10 protein-coding genes are annotated in these 17018 nt (G+C 62.4%); 6 read left to right on the top strand and 4 right to left on the bottom strand.

The window, feature by feature from the left end; genetic code table 11:
* The first annotated feature begins 644 nt into the window (after window positions 1-644).
* From JMV54_RS05800 to JMV54_RS05815, 4 genes are all read left to right on the top strand, one after another.
* Window positions 645-1115 carry a GNAT family N-acetyltransferase gene (locus JMV54_RS05800; RefSeq protein ID WP_201517978.1) on the top strand — a complete coding sequence of 157 codons (471 nt, stop codon included), beginning with the start codon at window positions 645-647 and terminating at the stop codon, window positions 1113-1115.
* Window positions 1116-1390: 275 nt separating this feature from the next.
* Window positions 1391-2788 (top strand): MBL fold metallo-hydrolase, encoded by a 1398-nt coding sequence (locus JMV54_RS05805; RefSeq protein WP_201517979.1) that lies wholly within the window; start codon window positions 1391-1393, stop codon window positions 2786-2788.
* Window positions 2789-3087: 299 nt separating this feature from the next.
* Window positions 3088-5388 (top strand): ABC transporter permease subunit, encoded by a 2301-nt coding sequence (locus JMV54_RS05810; protein ID WP_201517980.1) that lies wholly within the window; start codon window positions 3088-3090, stop codon window positions 5386-5388.
* A gap of 10 nt (window positions 5389-5398) precedes the next feature.
* On the top strand, window positions 5399-6220 hold the full coding sequence (locus JMV54_RS05815) for an amino acid ABC transporter ATP-binding protein (protein WP_201517981.1): 822 nt from the start codon (window positions 5399-5401) through the stop codon (window positions 6218-6220).
* 526 nt (window positions 6221-6746) lie between these two features.
* Here the strand turns inward: JMV54_RS05815 and JMV54_RS05820 are convergent.
* The 4 genes from JMV54_RS05820 to JMV54_RS05840 form a co-directional block, all read right to left on the bottom strand.
* On the bottom strand, window positions 6747-7691 hold the full coding sequence (locus JMV54_RS05820) for a zinc-binding dehydrogenase (protein ID WP_201517982.1): 945 nt from the start codon (window positions 7689-7691) through the stop codon (window positions 6747-6749).
* 513 nt (window positions 7692-8204) lie between these two features.
* A complete protein-coding gene (locus tag JMV54_RS05825) occupies window positions 8205-8948 on the bottom strand; it encodes an alpha/beta fold hydrolase (protein ID WP_201517983.1) in 744 nt (247 codons plus the stop codon).
* Complete coding sequence (gene hrpA, locus JMV54_RS05830; protein WP_230972835.1) at window positions 8945-13258, bottom strand: ATP-dependent RNA helicase HrpA; 4314 nt, start codon at window positions 13256-13258, stop codon at window positions 8945-8947. Before hrpA ends, JMV54_RS05825 begins: the two co-directional genes overlap by 4 nt.
* A gap of 169 nt (window positions 13259-13427) precedes the next feature.
* Window positions 13428-14276: an aldo/keto reductase gene (locus tag JMV54_RS05840; protein ID WP_201517984.1), complete on the bottom strand. Its 849-nt coding sequence runs from the start codon at window positions 14274-14276 to the stop codon at window positions 13428-13430.
* Between the two features lie 123 nt (window positions 14277-14399).
* Between JMV54_RS05840 and JMV54_RS05845 the strand changes: the two genes are divergently transcribed.
* Both JMV54_RS05845 and rsmI read left to right on the top strand, forming a co-directional pair.
* Window positions 14400-16112, top strand: coding sequence for a dolichyl-phosphate-mannose--protein mannosyltransferase (locus JMV54_RS05845; protein ID WP_201517985.1), 1713 nt, complete (start codon window positions 14400-14402; stop codon window positions 16110-16112).
* 3 nt (window positions 16113-16115) lie between these two features.
* Window positions 16116-16952, top strand: coding sequence for a 16S rRNA (cytidine(1402)-2'-O)-methyltransferase (gene rsmI, locus JMV54_RS05850; RefSeq protein WP_201517986.1), 837 nt, complete (start codon window positions 16116-16118; stop codon window positions 16950-16952).
* Window positions 16953-17018: the final 66 nt, after the last annotated feature.

Below are 17018 nucleotides of genomic sequence, written 5' to 3' on the forward strand. Positions count from 1 at the left end.
GCCTGTCAGATGAGCTGGCAAAAACGATCCGCGAAAACACAGTAGATGAAAATGTTTTTCATCTTGCTGTCCGAACTGTTTCGAGTGGCGTGCATCGCGGCGACGAGGAGTACGCCTAGCGGCTCCCTGACCCCGGGCACAGATGCCCCTGAATCCGGGCCTAGATGCACCTCCGGGCGCGACTCCGCGCACAAGTGACCCTGTAAGTGTCAAATGACCCTGTTATAGGAGGGCCATTTGACACTTACAGGGTCATTTGCCGAGGCTTCGGCCGAGCTCCCGGCCGGGCGCTGGGTCGAGCGCTGGGTCGAACACTGCTGGTAGGGTGAACGTATGCAAAATCTCTAGCCACTTGCGCACGCCAGCCAGAGCTGTCACTGTGCGGGAGCTCGCTTTCAAACAGTCACTATCGCCGTAGATAGCCCGGCTCGCCTGCATCTCTGAACAGCGCGCAAAAATGGCGGGCGGATGCTCATTCCGCTTCGTTCTCGCAGCACGCGACCCTGTCGCTCACGGAAAGCGTGTTTGCGGCCCCCGCCTGCCGTGCACGTGACAGCGGCAAGCGTTGCGACAGTGACAAGCGGTGTGACGGCGCCCGCTTCCTTTCGGACTTAGAAAACAAACCCTGATAGCAGGAGCACAACATGAACTTTGTCATAAAAGAAATAAACGATAAAACAGAAAAAGAACGCATCTCTAGTGAGGTGCTGAACGATCTGCCGGAGTGGTTCGGTTTGCCTGATAGCACCGCAGAATATATAACCGACTCGCAAGACAAGCCCTTCCTGGCGTGCTTCCATCAGGATGAAGTGGTCGGGTTCATCGTGCTCAACGAAACCAGCCCAGACTGTGCCGACATATTTGTCATGGGTGTAAAAAAGAAGTTCCACCGCAAAGGCGCGGCGACGCAGCTGAACACAGAGTACGAAAAGCTGGCGAAAAGTCTCGGCTACTCATATTCGCAAGTCAAGACCGTGCAGTCGGGGCACTACGAAGAGTACGACATCACGAACAAGTTCTATAAATCAGTGGGCTATAAGGAACTAGAAGTGTTCCCCACGCTGTGGGATGAATGGAACCCGTGTCAGGTGCTCGTCAAATACCTCGGGGAGTAATACCGCGGCAAGTATCCAGCAAATTCGCCGGCCTGAGCCGGCGCGGTAGGGGATCGGTGGAGCTTGGGGGTGCCCGCCGGCCCGAGCTGGCGCAGTAGCGGATTGGCGGGCTCGGGGCGCCCGCCGGTCCGCGCTGCTGCCGCGGGGGATCGGCGAATGCCGGATGCGTGAGTGCCATTGCCCACCTGATACCCCCTAGGGTATATTGAGATTTTGTTTAACGGGGCCGGCCACAATGCCCCTAACAGTTCACGGCAGAACGAACGGAGACAGTCATGCTGATCGAGCGGATCTACGACGAAGACCTGGCCCAGGCCGCCTACCTCATCGGCTGTCAGACAACCGGTGAGGCGATCATCATCGACGGTCGCCGCGACCTCGCGCCACTGCTCGACCTCGCCGCATCCCACGGTATGAAGGTGGTCGCCGCCGCCGAAACCCACATCCACGCCGACTATCTCTCGGGCACCCGCGAAATCGCCGCCGCCACCGGCGCCACCGCATATGTCTCGGGTGAGGGTGGCACCGACTGGCAGTACGACTTCGACGCCGAACGTCTCCACGACGGCGACACCATCAAAATCGGCAACATCACCATCGAGGCCGTCCACACTCCAGGTCACACCCCCGAGCACCTCTCATATCTCGTCACCGATGGCGCCTTCGCCGATGAGCCCGGATACTTCCTCACTGGTGACTTCGTCTTCTCGGGTGACCTCGGCCGTCCCGACCTGCTCGATGAGGCAGCCGGCGGCGTCGACACTCGATTCGTGGGCGCCAAGCAGCAGTTCCAAAGCCTCAAAGAAAAGTTCCTCACCCTGCCCGACCATGTCATGGTCTACCCGGGGCACGGTGCCGGCTCGGCCTGCGGCAAGGCACTCGGTGCGCTGCCCTCAACCACTGTCGGTTACGAACGCCGCTTCGCCTGGTGGGCAAAATACCTCGACGCCAACGACGAACAGGGCTTCGTCGACGAATTGCTCGCCGGCCAGCCCGACGCGCCCGCCTACTTCGGCCGCATGAAACGTCAAAACCGCCAGGGCCCCGCGGTAATGGGGCAGCGCCCCGCGCTCACCGAACTCGACCCCACCGTGGTGCAGCAGGGCATCGACGCCGGCGAACTCGTCTTTTTTGACACCCGCGCCGCCGACCAAGTCAACGCGTGCACCGTGCGCGGCTCGGTCGCCGTACCAAACCCCGGCAAAATCGCCACCTGGGGCGGATGGGCATTCGACCCCGAAACCGACAAACGCGGCCTCGTGGTGTACGCCGCTGACTCCGACGCTGCACAGCTAATTGCCGATCACCTCGTGCGCGTCGGCATCGACGATGTGCGCGGCTATCTCAGCTCGATCGACGGCCTCGACACCTTCACCCCAGAAATCGTGCCCGTGGCCAAAGTCGACGGCTTCGAACGCGCCGAACTGCTCGACGTGCGCGCCAAGAGTGAATATGCCGCCGGGCACCTGCCCGGGGCCGTGCAGCTTCACGCCGGCCGACTGCTGTGGAACCAAAACCAGCTGCCGCAAAACGGCAAAGTGCTGCTGTACTGCCAGTCGGGGATGCGCGCCACGGTCGCCGCAAACGCGCTGCGATCCCGCGGCTACGACGTCGCGCAGGTCGACGGCAGCTACAACGCCTGGGTTGCCGCCGACCTGCCGATTGAAAAATAACCAGCCGGCAGCCCGCTGGCATTGAATTCTGGTACCGCTCCGGTGCATCCAAATTGATCGGATGCACACGGAGCGGTTTTATTGCAGAGCAATATCGCGACCGCACACAATATCGATACCGGATAATCCACGCGCGCGCGAATTATGTCGGCTGATCTTGCCAACCGCAAGTTAAATCACAAAATACTTAGGATGCATCCAGATAAATAGCGGTGTGCACCAATGTTCGCTACGGTGTGCATGTTCGGCTGGAGCCAAAGTAGGCTCCGGCGCCACCGATCCGGAGAGGAACGCCCCGTATGTCGTCCTTTATCTCTCGGTTGCAAAATCTGCGGCAGCATCGCAACACGCTGCTGTCGTATATTGCGGTCGCACTCGTATTGTTACTCACAGTAGGAGGTGCGGCAAGCCTCGCGCAAGCAGCCACCGGTCACCAATCTCAGCAACAGGACTTTGGTGACCGACCGGCCGAAGGTAAAACCTTCACCGTTGCCACCGACACCACTTTCGCGCCCTTCGAATTCCAGAAGGACGGCAAGTTTGTCGGTATCGACATGGACCTGCTGCGCGCAATCGCCGAAGACCAGGGCTTTGAAGTTGAAATTCAGCAGCTCGGCTTCGACGGTGCCCTGCAAGCCGTGCAGTCGGGCCAGGCCGATGCCGTGATGGCCGGCATGGGCATCACCGATGAACGCCAAAAAACCTTCGACTTCTCAAATGCCTACTACGAGTCGGGCATCCAAATGGCTGTCGCAACCAACAGCGATATCAGCTCGTATGAAGACCTCGAAGGCAAATCGGTAGCCGTGAAAACCGGCACCACCGGATACGCCTTCGCCGAAAAACTGAGCGAAAAATACAACTTCAAACTCAACTCGTTCCAAGACTCGGCCGACATGTATAACGATGTCGCCGCCGGCAACTCGGCAGCGGCATTCGAAGACTCGCCGGTGCTGCAATTTGGTATCGAATCGGGCAATGTGCCGCTGAAAATTGCCAGCGAACCCGAATCGGGTGACCACTACGGTTTCGCAGTGCTCAAGGGGCAGAATCCCGAGCTCATCGCGGCATTTAACCTCGGCCTCAAAAATGTCACCGAATCGGGTGAATACCAGGCCATTCTCGAAGAATATCTCGGCGATAACGCGCCCGATGCCACCAAGCTCGCTGGCGGTGCCACCACGCTCGGTAACCAGCAGATCGTCGACAACGGTCCCGGAACCCTGCCCGAGCATCCCAATTTCGCCATCGACACACCGAAAACCAACGGCAAGTTCGTGGTCGCCACCGACACCACTTTCGCCCCGTTTGAATTCGTAGAAAACGGCGAACTTGTCGGTATTGACATGGACCTGCTGCGCGCCATCGCGGCCAACCAAGGCTTTGAGGTCGAAATCCGTCAGCTCGGGTTCGACGGTGCGCTCAGCGCCGTGCAATCAGGGCAAGCAGACGCGGTGATGGCCGGGATGGGTATCACCGAAGAACGTCAAAAAACCTTCGACTACTCCGACCCCTACTACGAGTCGGGCATCCAAATGGGTGTCGCCAAAGACAGCGACATCAAATCCTATGAAGACCTCGAAGGTAAATCGGTGGCCGTAAAAACCGGCACCACCGGTTACGAATTCGCCACCGAGCTGTCGAAAAAACACAACTTCAAGGTCAACGCCTTCCAAGACTCGGCCGACATGTACAACGATGTCGCCACCGGCAACTCGGCAGCCACTTTCGAAGACTCGCCGGTGCTGCAGTACGGCATCGCCAGCGGTAACGTGCCGCTCGAAATCGCCAACGACCCCGAACCCGGCAGCGACTATGGCTTCGCCGTGCTCAAAGGTAAAAACCAAGAACTGATCGAAATGTTCAACGAGGGGCTGCAGAACGCCAAAGACACCGGCGTCTACCAGCTCATCCTCGACCGCTACCTCAAGGCCGAAGGCGCCGATGACGGCGGCCTTCTCGGGCTGCTGCAAAGCGCAATGCCGGGCCTGATGAAGGGTCTTGGTTACACACTGCTGGCCACCGCGCTGTCGATCTTTTTCGCACTGATCGTCGGAACGATCTTCGGTGTGCTGAAGCTCTCGTCGAATATTTTCCTGCGCGGGCTGTCATCGGCATACGTGAACATCTTCCGCGGCACCCCGGTGATCGTGCAGGCATTCTTCTTCTACTTCGGTGTGCCAACCGCGCTCGGCACCAACATCGACGTGCTCACCGCGGGTGTGATCACCCTGGCGCTCAACGCCGGTGCCTACATCACCGAAATCGTGCGCGGTGCCGTGCAATCGGTCGATCCCGGGCAGATGGAGGCGGCACGCTCGCTGGGCCTGGGCTGGGGCAAATCGATGCAGAAGGTCGTGATGCCGCAGGCGCTGAAGATTATGACGCCCAACCTCATCAACCAGCTCATCATCACCCTGAAAGACACCTCGCTGCTGTCGGTGCTCGGATTCGCCGAGCTCACCTACCAGGGCCGCATCGTCATCGCGAGCACCTTCCGATCGCTTGAGATCTGGTTGCTCGTTGGCCTGATGTACTTCATCGTCATCTGGCTGCTGACCATGCTGTCGAACTGGTTCGACCGGAAGTTCAACAAGTAGGAGCGCACACATGACCACGCACAACGACACCAATAGTGAGCGCAGCGCAGAAGCCAAACACGCGCTCTACACCCGCCCCGTCCGCACCGTGCCCGAAGGCACCCCGCCGATCGTGGTGCGCGACCTGCACAAAAGCTTCGGTCGCAATGAGGTGCTCAAGGGCATCAACATGGAGGTCGCCGACGGCGAAGTGGTGGCCATCATCGGCCCCTCGGGATCGGGCAAATCGACGCTGCTGCGCTGCCTGAACCGGCTCGAGGACGTCACCAGCGGCGAAGTGCTCATCGAAGGCAACAACATTGCCGCAGCCAAGGGCAAAGACCTCGACAAAATTCGCCAGCAGGTTGGCATGGTGTTCCAGCACTTTAACCTGTTCCCGAACATGACCGTGCTCGAAAACGTCGCCATGGCGCCGAGCGAACTGAAAAAGATGTCGCGCTCCGAAGCGGTTGATCGCGCCAAGCGACTGCTCGACCGCGTGGGGCTGGCCGATAAGGCGGATGCGCGCCCGGCACAGCTTTCAGGTGGCCAAAAACAGCGCGTGGCGATCGCGCGTGCCCTGGCGATGGCGCCCGACATCATGCTCTTCGACGAGGCCACCAGCGCCCTCGACCCCGAAATGGTGGGTGAGGTGCTGCAGGTGATCCGTGACCTCGCCGACTCGGGGATGACCATGGTGCTCGTGACACACGAGATGGGCTTTGCCCGCGAGGTCGCCGACCGGGTCGTGTTTATGGCCGATGGCGTCGTCGTTGAAACGGATGCGCCCGACGTTATCTTCGACTCGCCGCGAGAGGAGCGCACCCAAGACTTCCTCTCAAAGGTGCTCTAACCGCATCCGGTTTCGCCAGCAGGGGTCTCGCCACGCGAGGCCCCTTGCTGCTTTCCTGTCTACCTAGCCCCGGCCCTGCAGATTTTTGTTTCCTGACCTCAGAATTTTGTTTCCTGGTCTCAGATTTTTGTTTCCTGGCTTCAGAATTTTGGCTGCAAAATCGGAGGATTCGGGCTGTTTTGCGGCGATAAGACCTGTTTTGCAGTCAAAAAACAGATTTCTGATTTCAGGAAACAAAATTTCGCACTGGGATGCAGTCAGGAAACAAATTTCCGCACGGGGGATGCAGTCAGGAAACAAAAACTAGCGCCGGGGGGAGCAGCACAGGAGGATGCCGTGTCCCGGGAGAACAGCACCACTACCGGATGCACCGCAGCACCGGGATGCGGCACACCAACAGGGATGCGCGAGGGAAACTGGACTGAAATGACGGCGGGCCGGCTGCACGCATCCGAATGGATGCAGCGCAACCGGCCCGTGTGGGACGCGCAGCAATCAGCAGCCGCGCTCAACCCGCGCCTGCGAATTATTCGCCGATTTTGGCGACCAGGCGCCCGTTCACCTGGTGTGCTTTGAGACGCTCGATGCCCTCGGCGATCTGCTCGAAGTCGATGGTTTCGATAGTGGGGGCGAGGTCGCCCGAGGCCATCCACTTCATAACCGAAGCGATGTCGTCCATCGAACCACCGTTCGATCCCACAACCTCAACTTGGTTGAGGATCATGGTGTTGGTGTTCAGGGTGGCCTCAAGTCGACCCATACCGACGATCACCACGCGGCCCTGGAATTTCACGGTCTCGACCGCGGCGGCGGTGGTGGTGCCGAAACCGGCGAAATCGACGATGACGTCGAGCTGGTCATCCTTGAACTCGCTGATGTCCTTGGCGACCTTGACTGCACCAGCGGCCTTGGCGTGCTCCCAGATATCTTCCTTGATCTCGGCGACGTACACCTCGGCGCCTTCGAGATGGGCGAGGCGGGCACCGATCTGGCCGAGGCCACCGTAACCGATGATGCCGACCTTCATGCCGGCTTTCACCTGACCCTTGCCGAGCACGGCGCCAGCGGAGGTCATTCCGGCGTCGGTGGCGGCAGCGGCGAGGGTGAAGTCGAGGCCCTCGGGCATGCGGATGAGCTGCTCAGCCGAGGCTGCCACGCGCTCTTCCCAGCCACCGTTTTTGCCGTAGCCGAACGGGCCAACCATGGGGTAGACGGCAACTGCGTCGCCGACCTTCCACTCGGTCACGCCTTCGCCAATCTCGGTGATCACACCGGCGGTTTCGTGGCCCGGCACAACCGGCAGGCTGGGGAACAGGCCCATCCAGCCCTCGTCTTCGAGGATGCCGACATCCGAGTGGCACAGGCCAGCGGCCTTCACATCGATAACGACTTCGCCGGGTCCGGCGGTGGGCTCTTCAATGTCGACGCGTTCGAACGGTTTACCGGTGCCGTGGAAGTGCCAAGCTTTCATGAGGGGGACTCCTTCTTGCTTACGCCTCGGAGCGTCACCCCCGAGGGCACTTGCTGCGGTTAGACCAGTCTATCGGCCGATTGCGCTGGCCCGCTGAGTGGCCTCGGCGCCTGGCCTACCACCTGCCTGGATGCGCGCCGGCGCGCCGCTGCATCCTCGCATCCTCGCATCCCCGCATCCCCGCATCCGTAGCCCTGCATCCCCAGCCCTGCTGCCCTAGCCCTAGCCCTGCAGATTTTTGTTTCCTGGTCTCAGATTTTTGTTTCCTGGCTTCAGAATTTTGGCTGCAAAATCGGAGGATTCGGGCTGTTTTGCGGCGATATGACCTGTTTTGCAGCCAAAAAACAGATTTCTGATTTCAGGAAACAAATTTCCGCACGGGGATGCAGTCAGGAAACAAATTTCCGCACGGGGGATGCAGTCAGGAAACAAAAATCAGCACGCTGCAGCGGCGGCAGGCAAGCGGCGCGCAGGGCAGCAGGGCAGCAGGGCCGCGCAGCACGCACCCGGCGATCAGGCATTCGCCCCCGCGTGCACGAGGATGAGCCGCGCGATCGCCTCGGGGCGGCGCAGCATCGCCTCGTGGCCGCAGCCGTGCACCTCGCTGAACCGCCCCTGCGGCAGCAGGTCTGCAACGAGCCGGCACCAGCGCTGTGAGCACACGCGGTCGCGTCGCCCGCGAATCACCAGCGTCGGCTGCGGCACATGCGGCAGCAGCCCCGCCATCCGGTGTTGCAGCATCATCCGCATTTTGCCAATCATCCACCGCGGCCCCGCCTGCAGGTAATACCGCAGCCCCATCCACAGCACGCGCGGCGACTCATCCGCGAGATCAACCATTAGCAGCCCCGCCTGCTGCCAGGCACTGCGCCGCTTCGGATTCACGGTCGGCGAGATCAACACCCCCGCAGCCACAAGATCGGGCCGGCGCCGCATCGTCTCAGCCACCACCTGGGTGCCCATCGAATGCCCCACCAACACCACGCCCGGCAGCTGCAGCTCGGCCAGAAACGCCGCCAACAACTCGCCGGTTTCACTGATCGAGGTCGCTTTTTCCGGCTCTGGCGACTCACCAAATCCCGGCATGTCAACCATCACCACCTCGCCGTGGCGAGCCAAAAACTCGGCGGTCTCGGCAAACACGAGGTGTCCCATGCCGATGCCGTGCACGAGCACAAATGTCACCTCGGCGGGCTCACCCATCCGCCAATACGCCATCGCCCGCTCATCATGGCGAAACCACTGCATTTCGGTCATTGTTCTACCTCGGCTAGAGCTTTGCGGATGCGTTTGAGCGACACGGTCTCGGCGGTGCCGAGCTGCTGGGCAAAAAGGCTCACCCGCAGCTCTTCGAGCAGCCAGCGCACCCGCAGCAGCCCCGGGGATGCGGTCAGCGGCGCCGGTAGGGCACCGCCGGCCTGGCGATACAGTTCGGCGGCCTGCAAATATTCGGTCATGCCCACCCGCTCGATAGCGGCGCTGGTGCCAAGCCGCTCCACGCGGTGCGTGGCGGCGCGCAAATACCGCGGCAGATGGCGTAGCTGCTGCATACCGGTGCGTGACACAAAACCGTCGAATACCAGCGCCGCCAGCTGCTCACGAACATCCTGCAGCGACGCCAAATGGGCGAGCGCGTTCGTGTTTTTTACCGCCAGCGTGGCTTCGCGGTGGGCCTGCAGCACTTCGGCCACGAGTTTCGCGGCGGCAAACATGCTGTCGACGAGTCCCGCATTGAACGTCTCGCGCAGCTTCGCAAACGACTCGACAGACCGCACGGGAGATTCGGGCAGCGCCGCATAGGCGAGCGCAAACAGCGTGTCATCCAGCAGCGCATCCACACTGCGGTACGGGCTCGCCGCCAACGAGAGTTTTTCGGCCGAGGTGAGATGCGCCTGCACATAGCTCGCGGGCGACGGCACGCTGCGCGCCAGCAGCGCCGCCACCGCCAGCGGATGCTCGCGGGCTTGATCTTGCGGGGTGGTCGCTAGCGCCAGATCGATCCGTGAGGCAGCGGGATGCTCGGGGTCGGCGAGCCGCAGGGTCGGGTAGGCGCGCACCACGCCGTGTTTACGGCCGAGATCAAAATGTTCGGGGATGGGCGTGGCTGGCCATTCGGTGAGCCCCTGCTGCTCGGTTACCGGCGCGGTGTTACCGATGGCTGCTGGCGTTACCGGCTCGGTGGCGCGTTTGGCGTCGTGCATCGCGGCAGCGGTGGCGGTGATACTTGCCAGCGCCTTTTCGCTCTCGCGTTTGAGGCGCTGCTGGAGCGCGGTGAGGTCGTGCCCGGTGGCGAGTTCGCGGCCGTGCTCGTTCAGCACCCGGAATCGCAACTGGAGGTGTTCGGGCACCCGGTCGAGGTCAAACTCTGACACCGAAAACCGGATGCCGCCGGCGCGCTGCAGGTGCTCGTGCAGCACCTCAACTAGCGTTCCCGGAACCGGTTCGTCACGGTCGGGACGCACCTCGCCAATTGTGGCGAGCATCCGCTGCGCCCAATCGTTTGCGGGCACAAAGTTGCGGCGGGTGGCCTTGGGTAGCGAACGCAATAGCGCGGTGATGAGTTCGGCACGCATCCCCGGCACGCCCCAATCAAAACCCTCATCTCGCAACCGGGCCAGTAGCGCCAGCGGCACGGTGGCGGTGACACCGTCATCGCCCGATGCCGGATCAAATCGATACCCGAGTTTCAGCCGCTGGTCGCCCTGCTTCCACTCGCGCGGAAAATCATCTTCCCTATCGGTTTCGACTTCGGCATCAATCAGGTCGTTTTTGCGCAGCGTGAGCAGGTTTGGATGCTCCTGCCGCACCTGGCGCCACCAGCGGTCAAAACTCGCCTGCGACACCACCCGTTCGGGCACACGTTCGGCAAAAAAATCAATCAGCTGCTGCTCACTGACAAGCCCATACTGGCGGGTGCGGTGTTCGAGCTGTTCGAGTTCGGCAAGCAGCTGCTTATTGCGCCGCTCGAAGGGGTAGCGGCCGGTCCAATCGCCCCGCACCAGCGCGTGTTCAATAAATAGTTCGTGGGCGTGTACGGGGTCGCTTGTCGCGAGCGATACGCGGCGGCCGCGCACGAGCGGCACCCCGTAGAGCGTCACCGATTCGAGCGCCACCGCCTGGCCCTGCTTCCGTTCCCAGTGCGGGTCGGCGAGCTGCTTTTTTACGAGCGGCCCGCCGAGCTCTTCGGCCCAGGCCGGATCGATTTTGGCGACCGTGCGGGCAAAAAGCTGCGAGGTTTCGACAAGCTCGGCGGCCATCACCGCATCCGGTTGCGATTTTGCGAGCCCCGAACCCGGGAAAATGCGGAATCGCGTCGACCGGGCACCGCGGTAGTCGCGTTTGAGTTCATCCCGCACCCCGATATGGCTGAGCAGCCCCGCCAATAGTGCCTGGTGTACGCGGTCGGGGTCGGCGGCATTGCCCTCGCGGCGCAATTGCACCTCGATGCCCAGCGGCCGCGCAATTTCGCGCAGCTGCCGCACCAGGTCTTGCCACTCGCGCCACCGCACGAAGTTGAGAAATTCGTCTTTCATGCGGCGTTTCAGCGCGCTTGACGAGAGCTCGTCGCGCAGCTCGAACAGGTAGTCCCACAGCTTCAGCAGGCTGAGAAAATCGCTCGACGGATCGCGGAACCGCGAGTGCAGTTCATCCGCGCGCTGGCGCTGTTCAAGGGGACGCTCGCGCAGATCCTGCACCGTGAGCCCGGCGACAATAATCATCACCTCGCGGGCAACACCGGCGTCGCGGGCGGCGAGCACCATGCGGGCATAGCGCGGCTCAATCGGCAGTCGAGCAAGCTCGCGGCCCACTTTGGTCAGCTGCGGCAGTCCGCGCCGGTCGGGTCGGGCGCGAAGTGCCCCGAGTTCGCGCAGCAGCTCGGTGCCGTCGCGCACGGCTCGCGGATCGGGCGGGGTGAGAAAAGGAAAGTCCTCGATCGCGCCGAGCCGCAGCCCGAGCATCTGTAGCAGCACGCTCGCGAGATTGGTGCGCAGAATTTCGGGATCGGTGTATTCGGGTCGCGATTGAAAATCTTCGCGCGAATACAGGCGGATGCACACACCCGGCCGGGTACGGCCACTGCGGCCCGAGCGCTGATTGGCGGATGCTTGGCTGACGGGCTCGGTTGGCAGCCGCTGCACCTTCGCGCGGGTTGAATAGCGCGAGATGCGTGCCGTGCCGGTGTCGATCACATAGGCGATACCGGGCACAGTCAGTGAGGTTTCAGCCACGTTGGTGGCGAGCACCACGCGGCGGCGGATGCCGGGGGCGCGTTTGGTTTCAAACACCCGGTGCTGGTCGCGCGCGCTGAGCCGGCCGTAAAGCGGTAACACCTCGGTGTCGTTTCGGCCGCTGCTATAGGCACCCTGGATGGCTTCTTCGGCGTCGCGAATCTCGCGCTCACCGGGCAAAAACACCAGCACATCGCCGGGTGACTCTGCCTCAAGTTCACGCAGCGCCGCGATGATCGCCTCGTTGACATCGCGGTCTTCGCGCGGCGCTTCGGCGGGCAGGGGTTTTGACGACCGTTTGGTGGCGGTCGGCTGTTTCGCAGCAGCCGGCTCCGAGGCAGCTGCAGCAGCAGGCGCCGCGGCCGACGGCGCAGCGGAAGGGGCCGCCGCAGATCCCGCTGACGATGCCGGCGGCTTCTCGCCCCGCAGTTCGGCAAGATGCGCCGCTCGCTCGGCCGCAAACATCGCCTTTTCGGCTTCGGTGCGCTCGCGGCGGTATTTCGCCATCGCCCGCGCCCGCTCCGAAAGCGTCATGCCCTCGGTATTGGGTGGTGCCGGCAGCTGCACCGCCGCAGCGGCGGCCGGCTCGGGATCAGCAGCGGGCGCAGGATCGGGTTCAGGAGCGGGCGCAGGATCGGGCGCGGTGAGCGCTTCCAGCTCGGCCAGATCGTATTCGTCGTCGAGATCAGTCTCGGCCGCATCCTCGAGCTCGGCTGCAAGCTCATCGGCCCGCAGCGGCCGATAGCGAATTTCCACCGGATAGGTGCGGCCCGAAACCTCAATGATCGGGGCCGGCTCTCCGGCCGCATCCGCAAAATGGTTCGCAAACGACTCGGGGTCAATCGTCGCCGAGGTGACAATCACCTTCAGATCGGGACGTTTCGGCAGCAGCCGCTTGAGATACCCGAGGATGAAATCAATATTGAGGCTGCGCTCGTGCGCCTCATCGATGATGATCGTGTCGTAGCGCTCAAGCATCCGGTCGTGGCTCAGCTGGGCGAGCAGGATGCCGTCGGTCATCAGTTTGATGCGGGTTTGCGCGCTCGACTCGTCGGTAAACCGCACCTGGTAGCCAACGAGCGTGCCGAGTTCGACATCGAGTTCTTCGGCGATGCGCTCGGCGATAGTGCGCGCGGCGATGCGGCGGGGCTGGGTGTGCGCAATGGAGGTGCGGCCGAGCTCGAGACAGATTTTTGGCAGCTGCGTGGTTTTCCCCGAACCGGTTTCGCCCGCGACAATGACGACCTGGTGATCGCGAATCGCCGCCGCGATCTCGTCGCGGCGAGCGCTCACCGGCAGATCGGGGTAGGAGATGTGGGGGATGGGCGCAGCGGTCATAACCACTCAAGTCTAGTTGGCCAGTACGGCTCTAGTTGGCCAGTACAGCTCTAGTTGGCCAGCACAGCGCCGGCATCGAGCGCATGCGCGCAGCGCCGGTAGCTTGCGCTCAGCACCGGATGCGGGGGTCAGCCGCCGCTTGCGGCACAGCTGACACCCGCGACAGCAGCTACTGCTTGATGCCAAAAGTCTCGGGATCGGCACCCGAAACGCGCTCGCCACGGTCGAGATTGGCCAGCGCCGACATTTCATCCACGTTCAGTTCAAAATCGAACAGATCGAGATTTTCGCGCATCCGCTCGGCGCTGGTGGTCTTGGGGAACACAATATTGCCCAGGTGCAGATGCCAGCGCAGCACCACCTGTGCGGGAGTCTTACCGTGCGCGCGGGCAATGTCGGTGACGGTGGGCATTTCGAGCAGTCCGGCGCGTCCCTGCGCGAGCGGGCCCCACGCTTCAACTGCGATGTCGTTATCGCGGCAGAACTGGCGCAGCTGTGGCTGTGACATCAGTGGATGCAGCTCCACCTGGTTCACGACCGGGGTTTCGCCGGCATCAATCAGGCGTTCAAGGTGCTCGATGTTCATATTGCACACCCCGATCGAGCGGGTGCGGCCAGCATCACGCAGCTGCATGAGTTCGGTCCACGACTCGAGATAGGCGTCGGTGTCGGGCACCGGCCAGTGAATGAGGTACAGATCAACCGCATCCAATTGCAGTCGCTCAAGCGAGGCATCGAGCGCGGCGGCAGCCTTCCCGGCGCCGAGATCGTCGGTCCAAAGTTTGGTGGTGACAAAAATTTCATCGCGCGGGATGCCGCTGGCTGCGATTGCGCGACCCACACCCTCTTCATTGCCGTAGATGCGGGCGGTGTCAATGTGGCGGTAGCCGGCCTCGAGCGCTTCGCTCACACAGCGCTCGGTGTCTTCGGGATCGATACGAAACACGCCGTAGCCGAGCTGGGGGATTGAATTGCCGTCAAGAAGCGAAACCGTGGGGATGCTGTTCATGTTCACCATTGTGCGCGGCTGCGGATGAATGGCGGCTCAGCGAGTGCCGAAACTCTCGCCTGCGAGAATGAATCCTGCCCCGATATCGCCATTTTGTGCCCGCTACTCACCGTCATTGCCTACGATGGCCGGGTGACATTGGCCAGCTCCACCCGCACTTCCCACCGCACCGGTTCGACCCAGGTTGCTCGCACCGGCTCGTGGGTAGACGATCTGTGGACTCGCCTCACCGCCGATCCCGTGCGTGCTCGCCGCACCGAGTGGGTGATTATCGGAGTGCTCACCGCGGTTGCCGCGCTGATTCGATTCGTTCGGCTCGGAACACCGCAGCGGCTCGTGTTCGACGAGGTGTACTACGTCATGGACGGCTGGTCGCTCGTCAATGCGGGGTACGAGTCGGAATATCCCGCCGATGATGCGCGCGATCAGTTTGCATCCGGCAATGTGAACGGATTTGATCCTGATTCGCCCTCGTATGTGGTGCATCCGCCGTTCGGCAAGTTGCTGATCGGCTGGGCCATGCAGATTTTTGGTGCCGAGCACATTTGGGCGTGGCGCGTTGCCGTCGCGTTTTTTGGCACGCTCGCGGTGCCGCTGATGTACCTGGTGGGCCGGAAACTTTTGGGGTCGATCGGGCTCGCGGCAATCGGCGCTGGGTTCCTCGCGCTTGACGGTCACGCGATCACCACCAGCCGAGTGTCGATTCTCGACGGGTTGCTGATGTTTTTTGTGCTGCTCGGTTTTTATTTTTTGCTGCTCGACCGCGAGCACCACGAGCGGCAACTGGTGGCGCGGATGGCGCAGTGGCGCAAGCAGGCGCACCGCAAAGATCCCCGCATCCCGCTCGAGCCGGTGCCCAGCAAATGGAGCTGGACGGTCGGCAAACGAGGCCAGCAGCCACCAACCGGCCCCGACTATGGCCCCGTGGTCTGGAACCGGCCGTGGCTCGTAGCAATGGCGGTAACGCTCGCCCTCGCCACCGCCGTAAAAATCTCGGGCGTGGTGTTTTTGGCGGCATTCTGCCTCGCTGCCGTTGGTTTGGATGCGGCGGTGCGCAAGCGCGAGGGCGTCACCTTCTGGCTTTCGGGCGCGGTGCTCAAACAGGCACCGATCGCCTTCGTGCTCACGATTCCGTTGGCGCTGGCAACCTACCTGTGCACCTGGTGGGGCTGGTTAAGCACCGAGGGCGGCTACTACCGCCAGTGGGCGAGCGAAGCCGCCGATCGGGCCTGGACCGGTGCATTCGGCTGGGTGCCGCTGCCGCTGCAGAGCCTGTGGCACTACCACTCCGAGGCCCTGAAATTTCACGAGGGGCTGCAGGGCGATCACCCGTATATTTCGCCCGCCTATGAGTGGCCGTTCATGCTCCGCCCCACCGCTTTTGCTTACGACTATTACAGTCAGGGCCAGTCCGGATGCAGCGCCAACGAATGCGTGGTGGCGATCAATTCGCTCTCGAATCCGCTGATGTACTGGCTGGGAACGGTCGCGGTGGTGTTTTTGCTGCTCTACCTTTTTGTGCGACCGAACTGGCGCTATGTGCTCATCCTCGTGGGTGTTGCCGCCGGGTACCTGCCGTGGCTGCTCACCGGTCGCACCTCGATCTACCACTTTTATGTGATCGCCTGGCTGCCGTTTATGTACCTGGCCGCGCCGGTTGCGCTGCAAACGCTCGCCGGGTCACCAACCGATCGCAGACGCGGTCGCACGATCGCGGTCAACTGCGTGCTGGCGTTTTTGATCGCGGCGGTCGTGGTGTCGATCTGGTTCATGCCGATCTGGACCGGCGCCATGATTCCCAAGTGGTACTGGTACACGACCATGTGGCTGCCGGGGTGGCGATAGCGGATGCTCATCCTGGTAGGTACACCGCTCGGTAATCTCGCCGATGCTTCGCAGCGGATGCGCGAAACGCTCGCGCGCGTGGACGTGATTGCCTGCGAAGACACTCGCACCACCGCCAAACTACTGCAGCTACTCGAGGTGCATTCGCTGCGCGAGGCCGAAAAACGGCCGCGCCTGATTGCCCTGCACGACCACAACGAGACCGAACTCGCCGCCGAAATCGCGCAGCTCGCGCTCGAACAGGATGTGGCACTGGTCTCGGATGCGGGGATGCCCGGCATCAGCGACCCCGGCTATCCGGTGGTGGTGGCCTGCGCCGAGGTCGGTGCCACGGTGACGAGCGTGCCCGGCCCCACCGCGGTTGCGACCGCGCTGGCGATTTCGGGCCTTCCCACCGACCGGTTTTGTTTTGACGGCTTTGTGCCGCGCAAGGCGGGGGAGCGCGCCCGACTGATTGCCGAACTCGATCGCGAGCAACGCACGATCGTGCTCTACGAATCGCCGCACCGGCTGGCCACAACTCTGTCTGAGTTTGCCGCATCCTGGCCCCATCGGCGCGCTGCCGTGTGCCGTGAACTCACGAAACTGCATGAGGAGGTTCGCCGCGGTACGCTGCGCGAGCTTGCTGATTGGGCCGCTGCGGGCGTACGCGGCGAGATCGTAATTGTGCTCGCCGGCGCCGAGGCTGAGGTTGTGAGCCTGGATACCGGTGCGACACGCACCCTCGAGCTTGCGGCATCGGGGATGCGGTTGAAGGATGCGGCGGCCGAGGTTGCGGCGGCTACCGGGCTTAGCAAACGCGAGCTCTACCAGGCGGCGCTGGCGCAGCGAGACGAGTAGCCACAGTGCCGGTACGCGCCCGGCGCGCGGCGCAGTACGGCGTCATACTTGTCGGCGAACCGCGGG

The organism is Gulosibacter hominis (assembly GCF_904842695.1).
Lineage (GTDB): Bacteria > Actinomycetota > Actinomycetes > Actinomycetales > Microbacteriaceae > Gulosibacter > Gulosibacter hominis.

Excerpts from the sequence above, each read along its gene's own strand:
- rsmI (WP_201517986.1), top strand. The coding sequence starts at position 16,116 with ATGCTCATCCTGGTAGGTACACCGCTCGGTAATCTCGCCGATGCTTCG.
- JMV54_RS05810 (WP_201517980.1), top strand. The coding sequence starts at position 3,088 with ATGTCGTCCTTTATCTCTCGGTTGCAAAATCTGCGGCAGCATCGCAAC.
- JMV54_RS05840 (WP_201517984.1), bottom strand. The coding sequence starts at position 14,276 with ATGGTGAACATGAACAGCATCCCCACGGTTTCGCTTCTTGACGGCAAT.
- JMV54_RS05800 (WP_201517978.1), top strand. The coding sequence starts at position 645 with ATGAACTTTGTCATAAAAGAAATAAACGATAAAACAGAAAAAGAACGC.
- JMV54_RS05815 (WP_201517981.1), top strand. The coding sequence starts at position 5,399 with ATGACCACGCACAACGACACCAATAGTGAGCGCAGCGCAGAAGCCAAA.
- JMV54_RS05820 (WP_201517982.1), bottom strand. The coding sequence starts at position 7,691 with ATGAAAGCTTGGCACTTCCACGGCACCGGTAAACCGTTCGAACGCGTC.
- JMV54_RS05825 (WP_201517983.1), bottom strand. The coding sequence starts at position 8,948 with ATGACCGAAATGCAGTGGTTTCGCCATGATGAGCGGGCGATGGCGTAT.
- JMV54_RS05805 (WP_201517979.1), top strand. The coding sequence starts at position 1,391 with ATGCTGATCGAGCGGATCTACGACGAAGACCTGGCCCAGGCCGCCTAC.
- hrpA (WP_230972835.1), bottom strand. The coding sequence starts at position 13,258 with ATGACCGCTGCGCCCATCCCCCACATCTCCTACCCCGATCTGCCGGTG.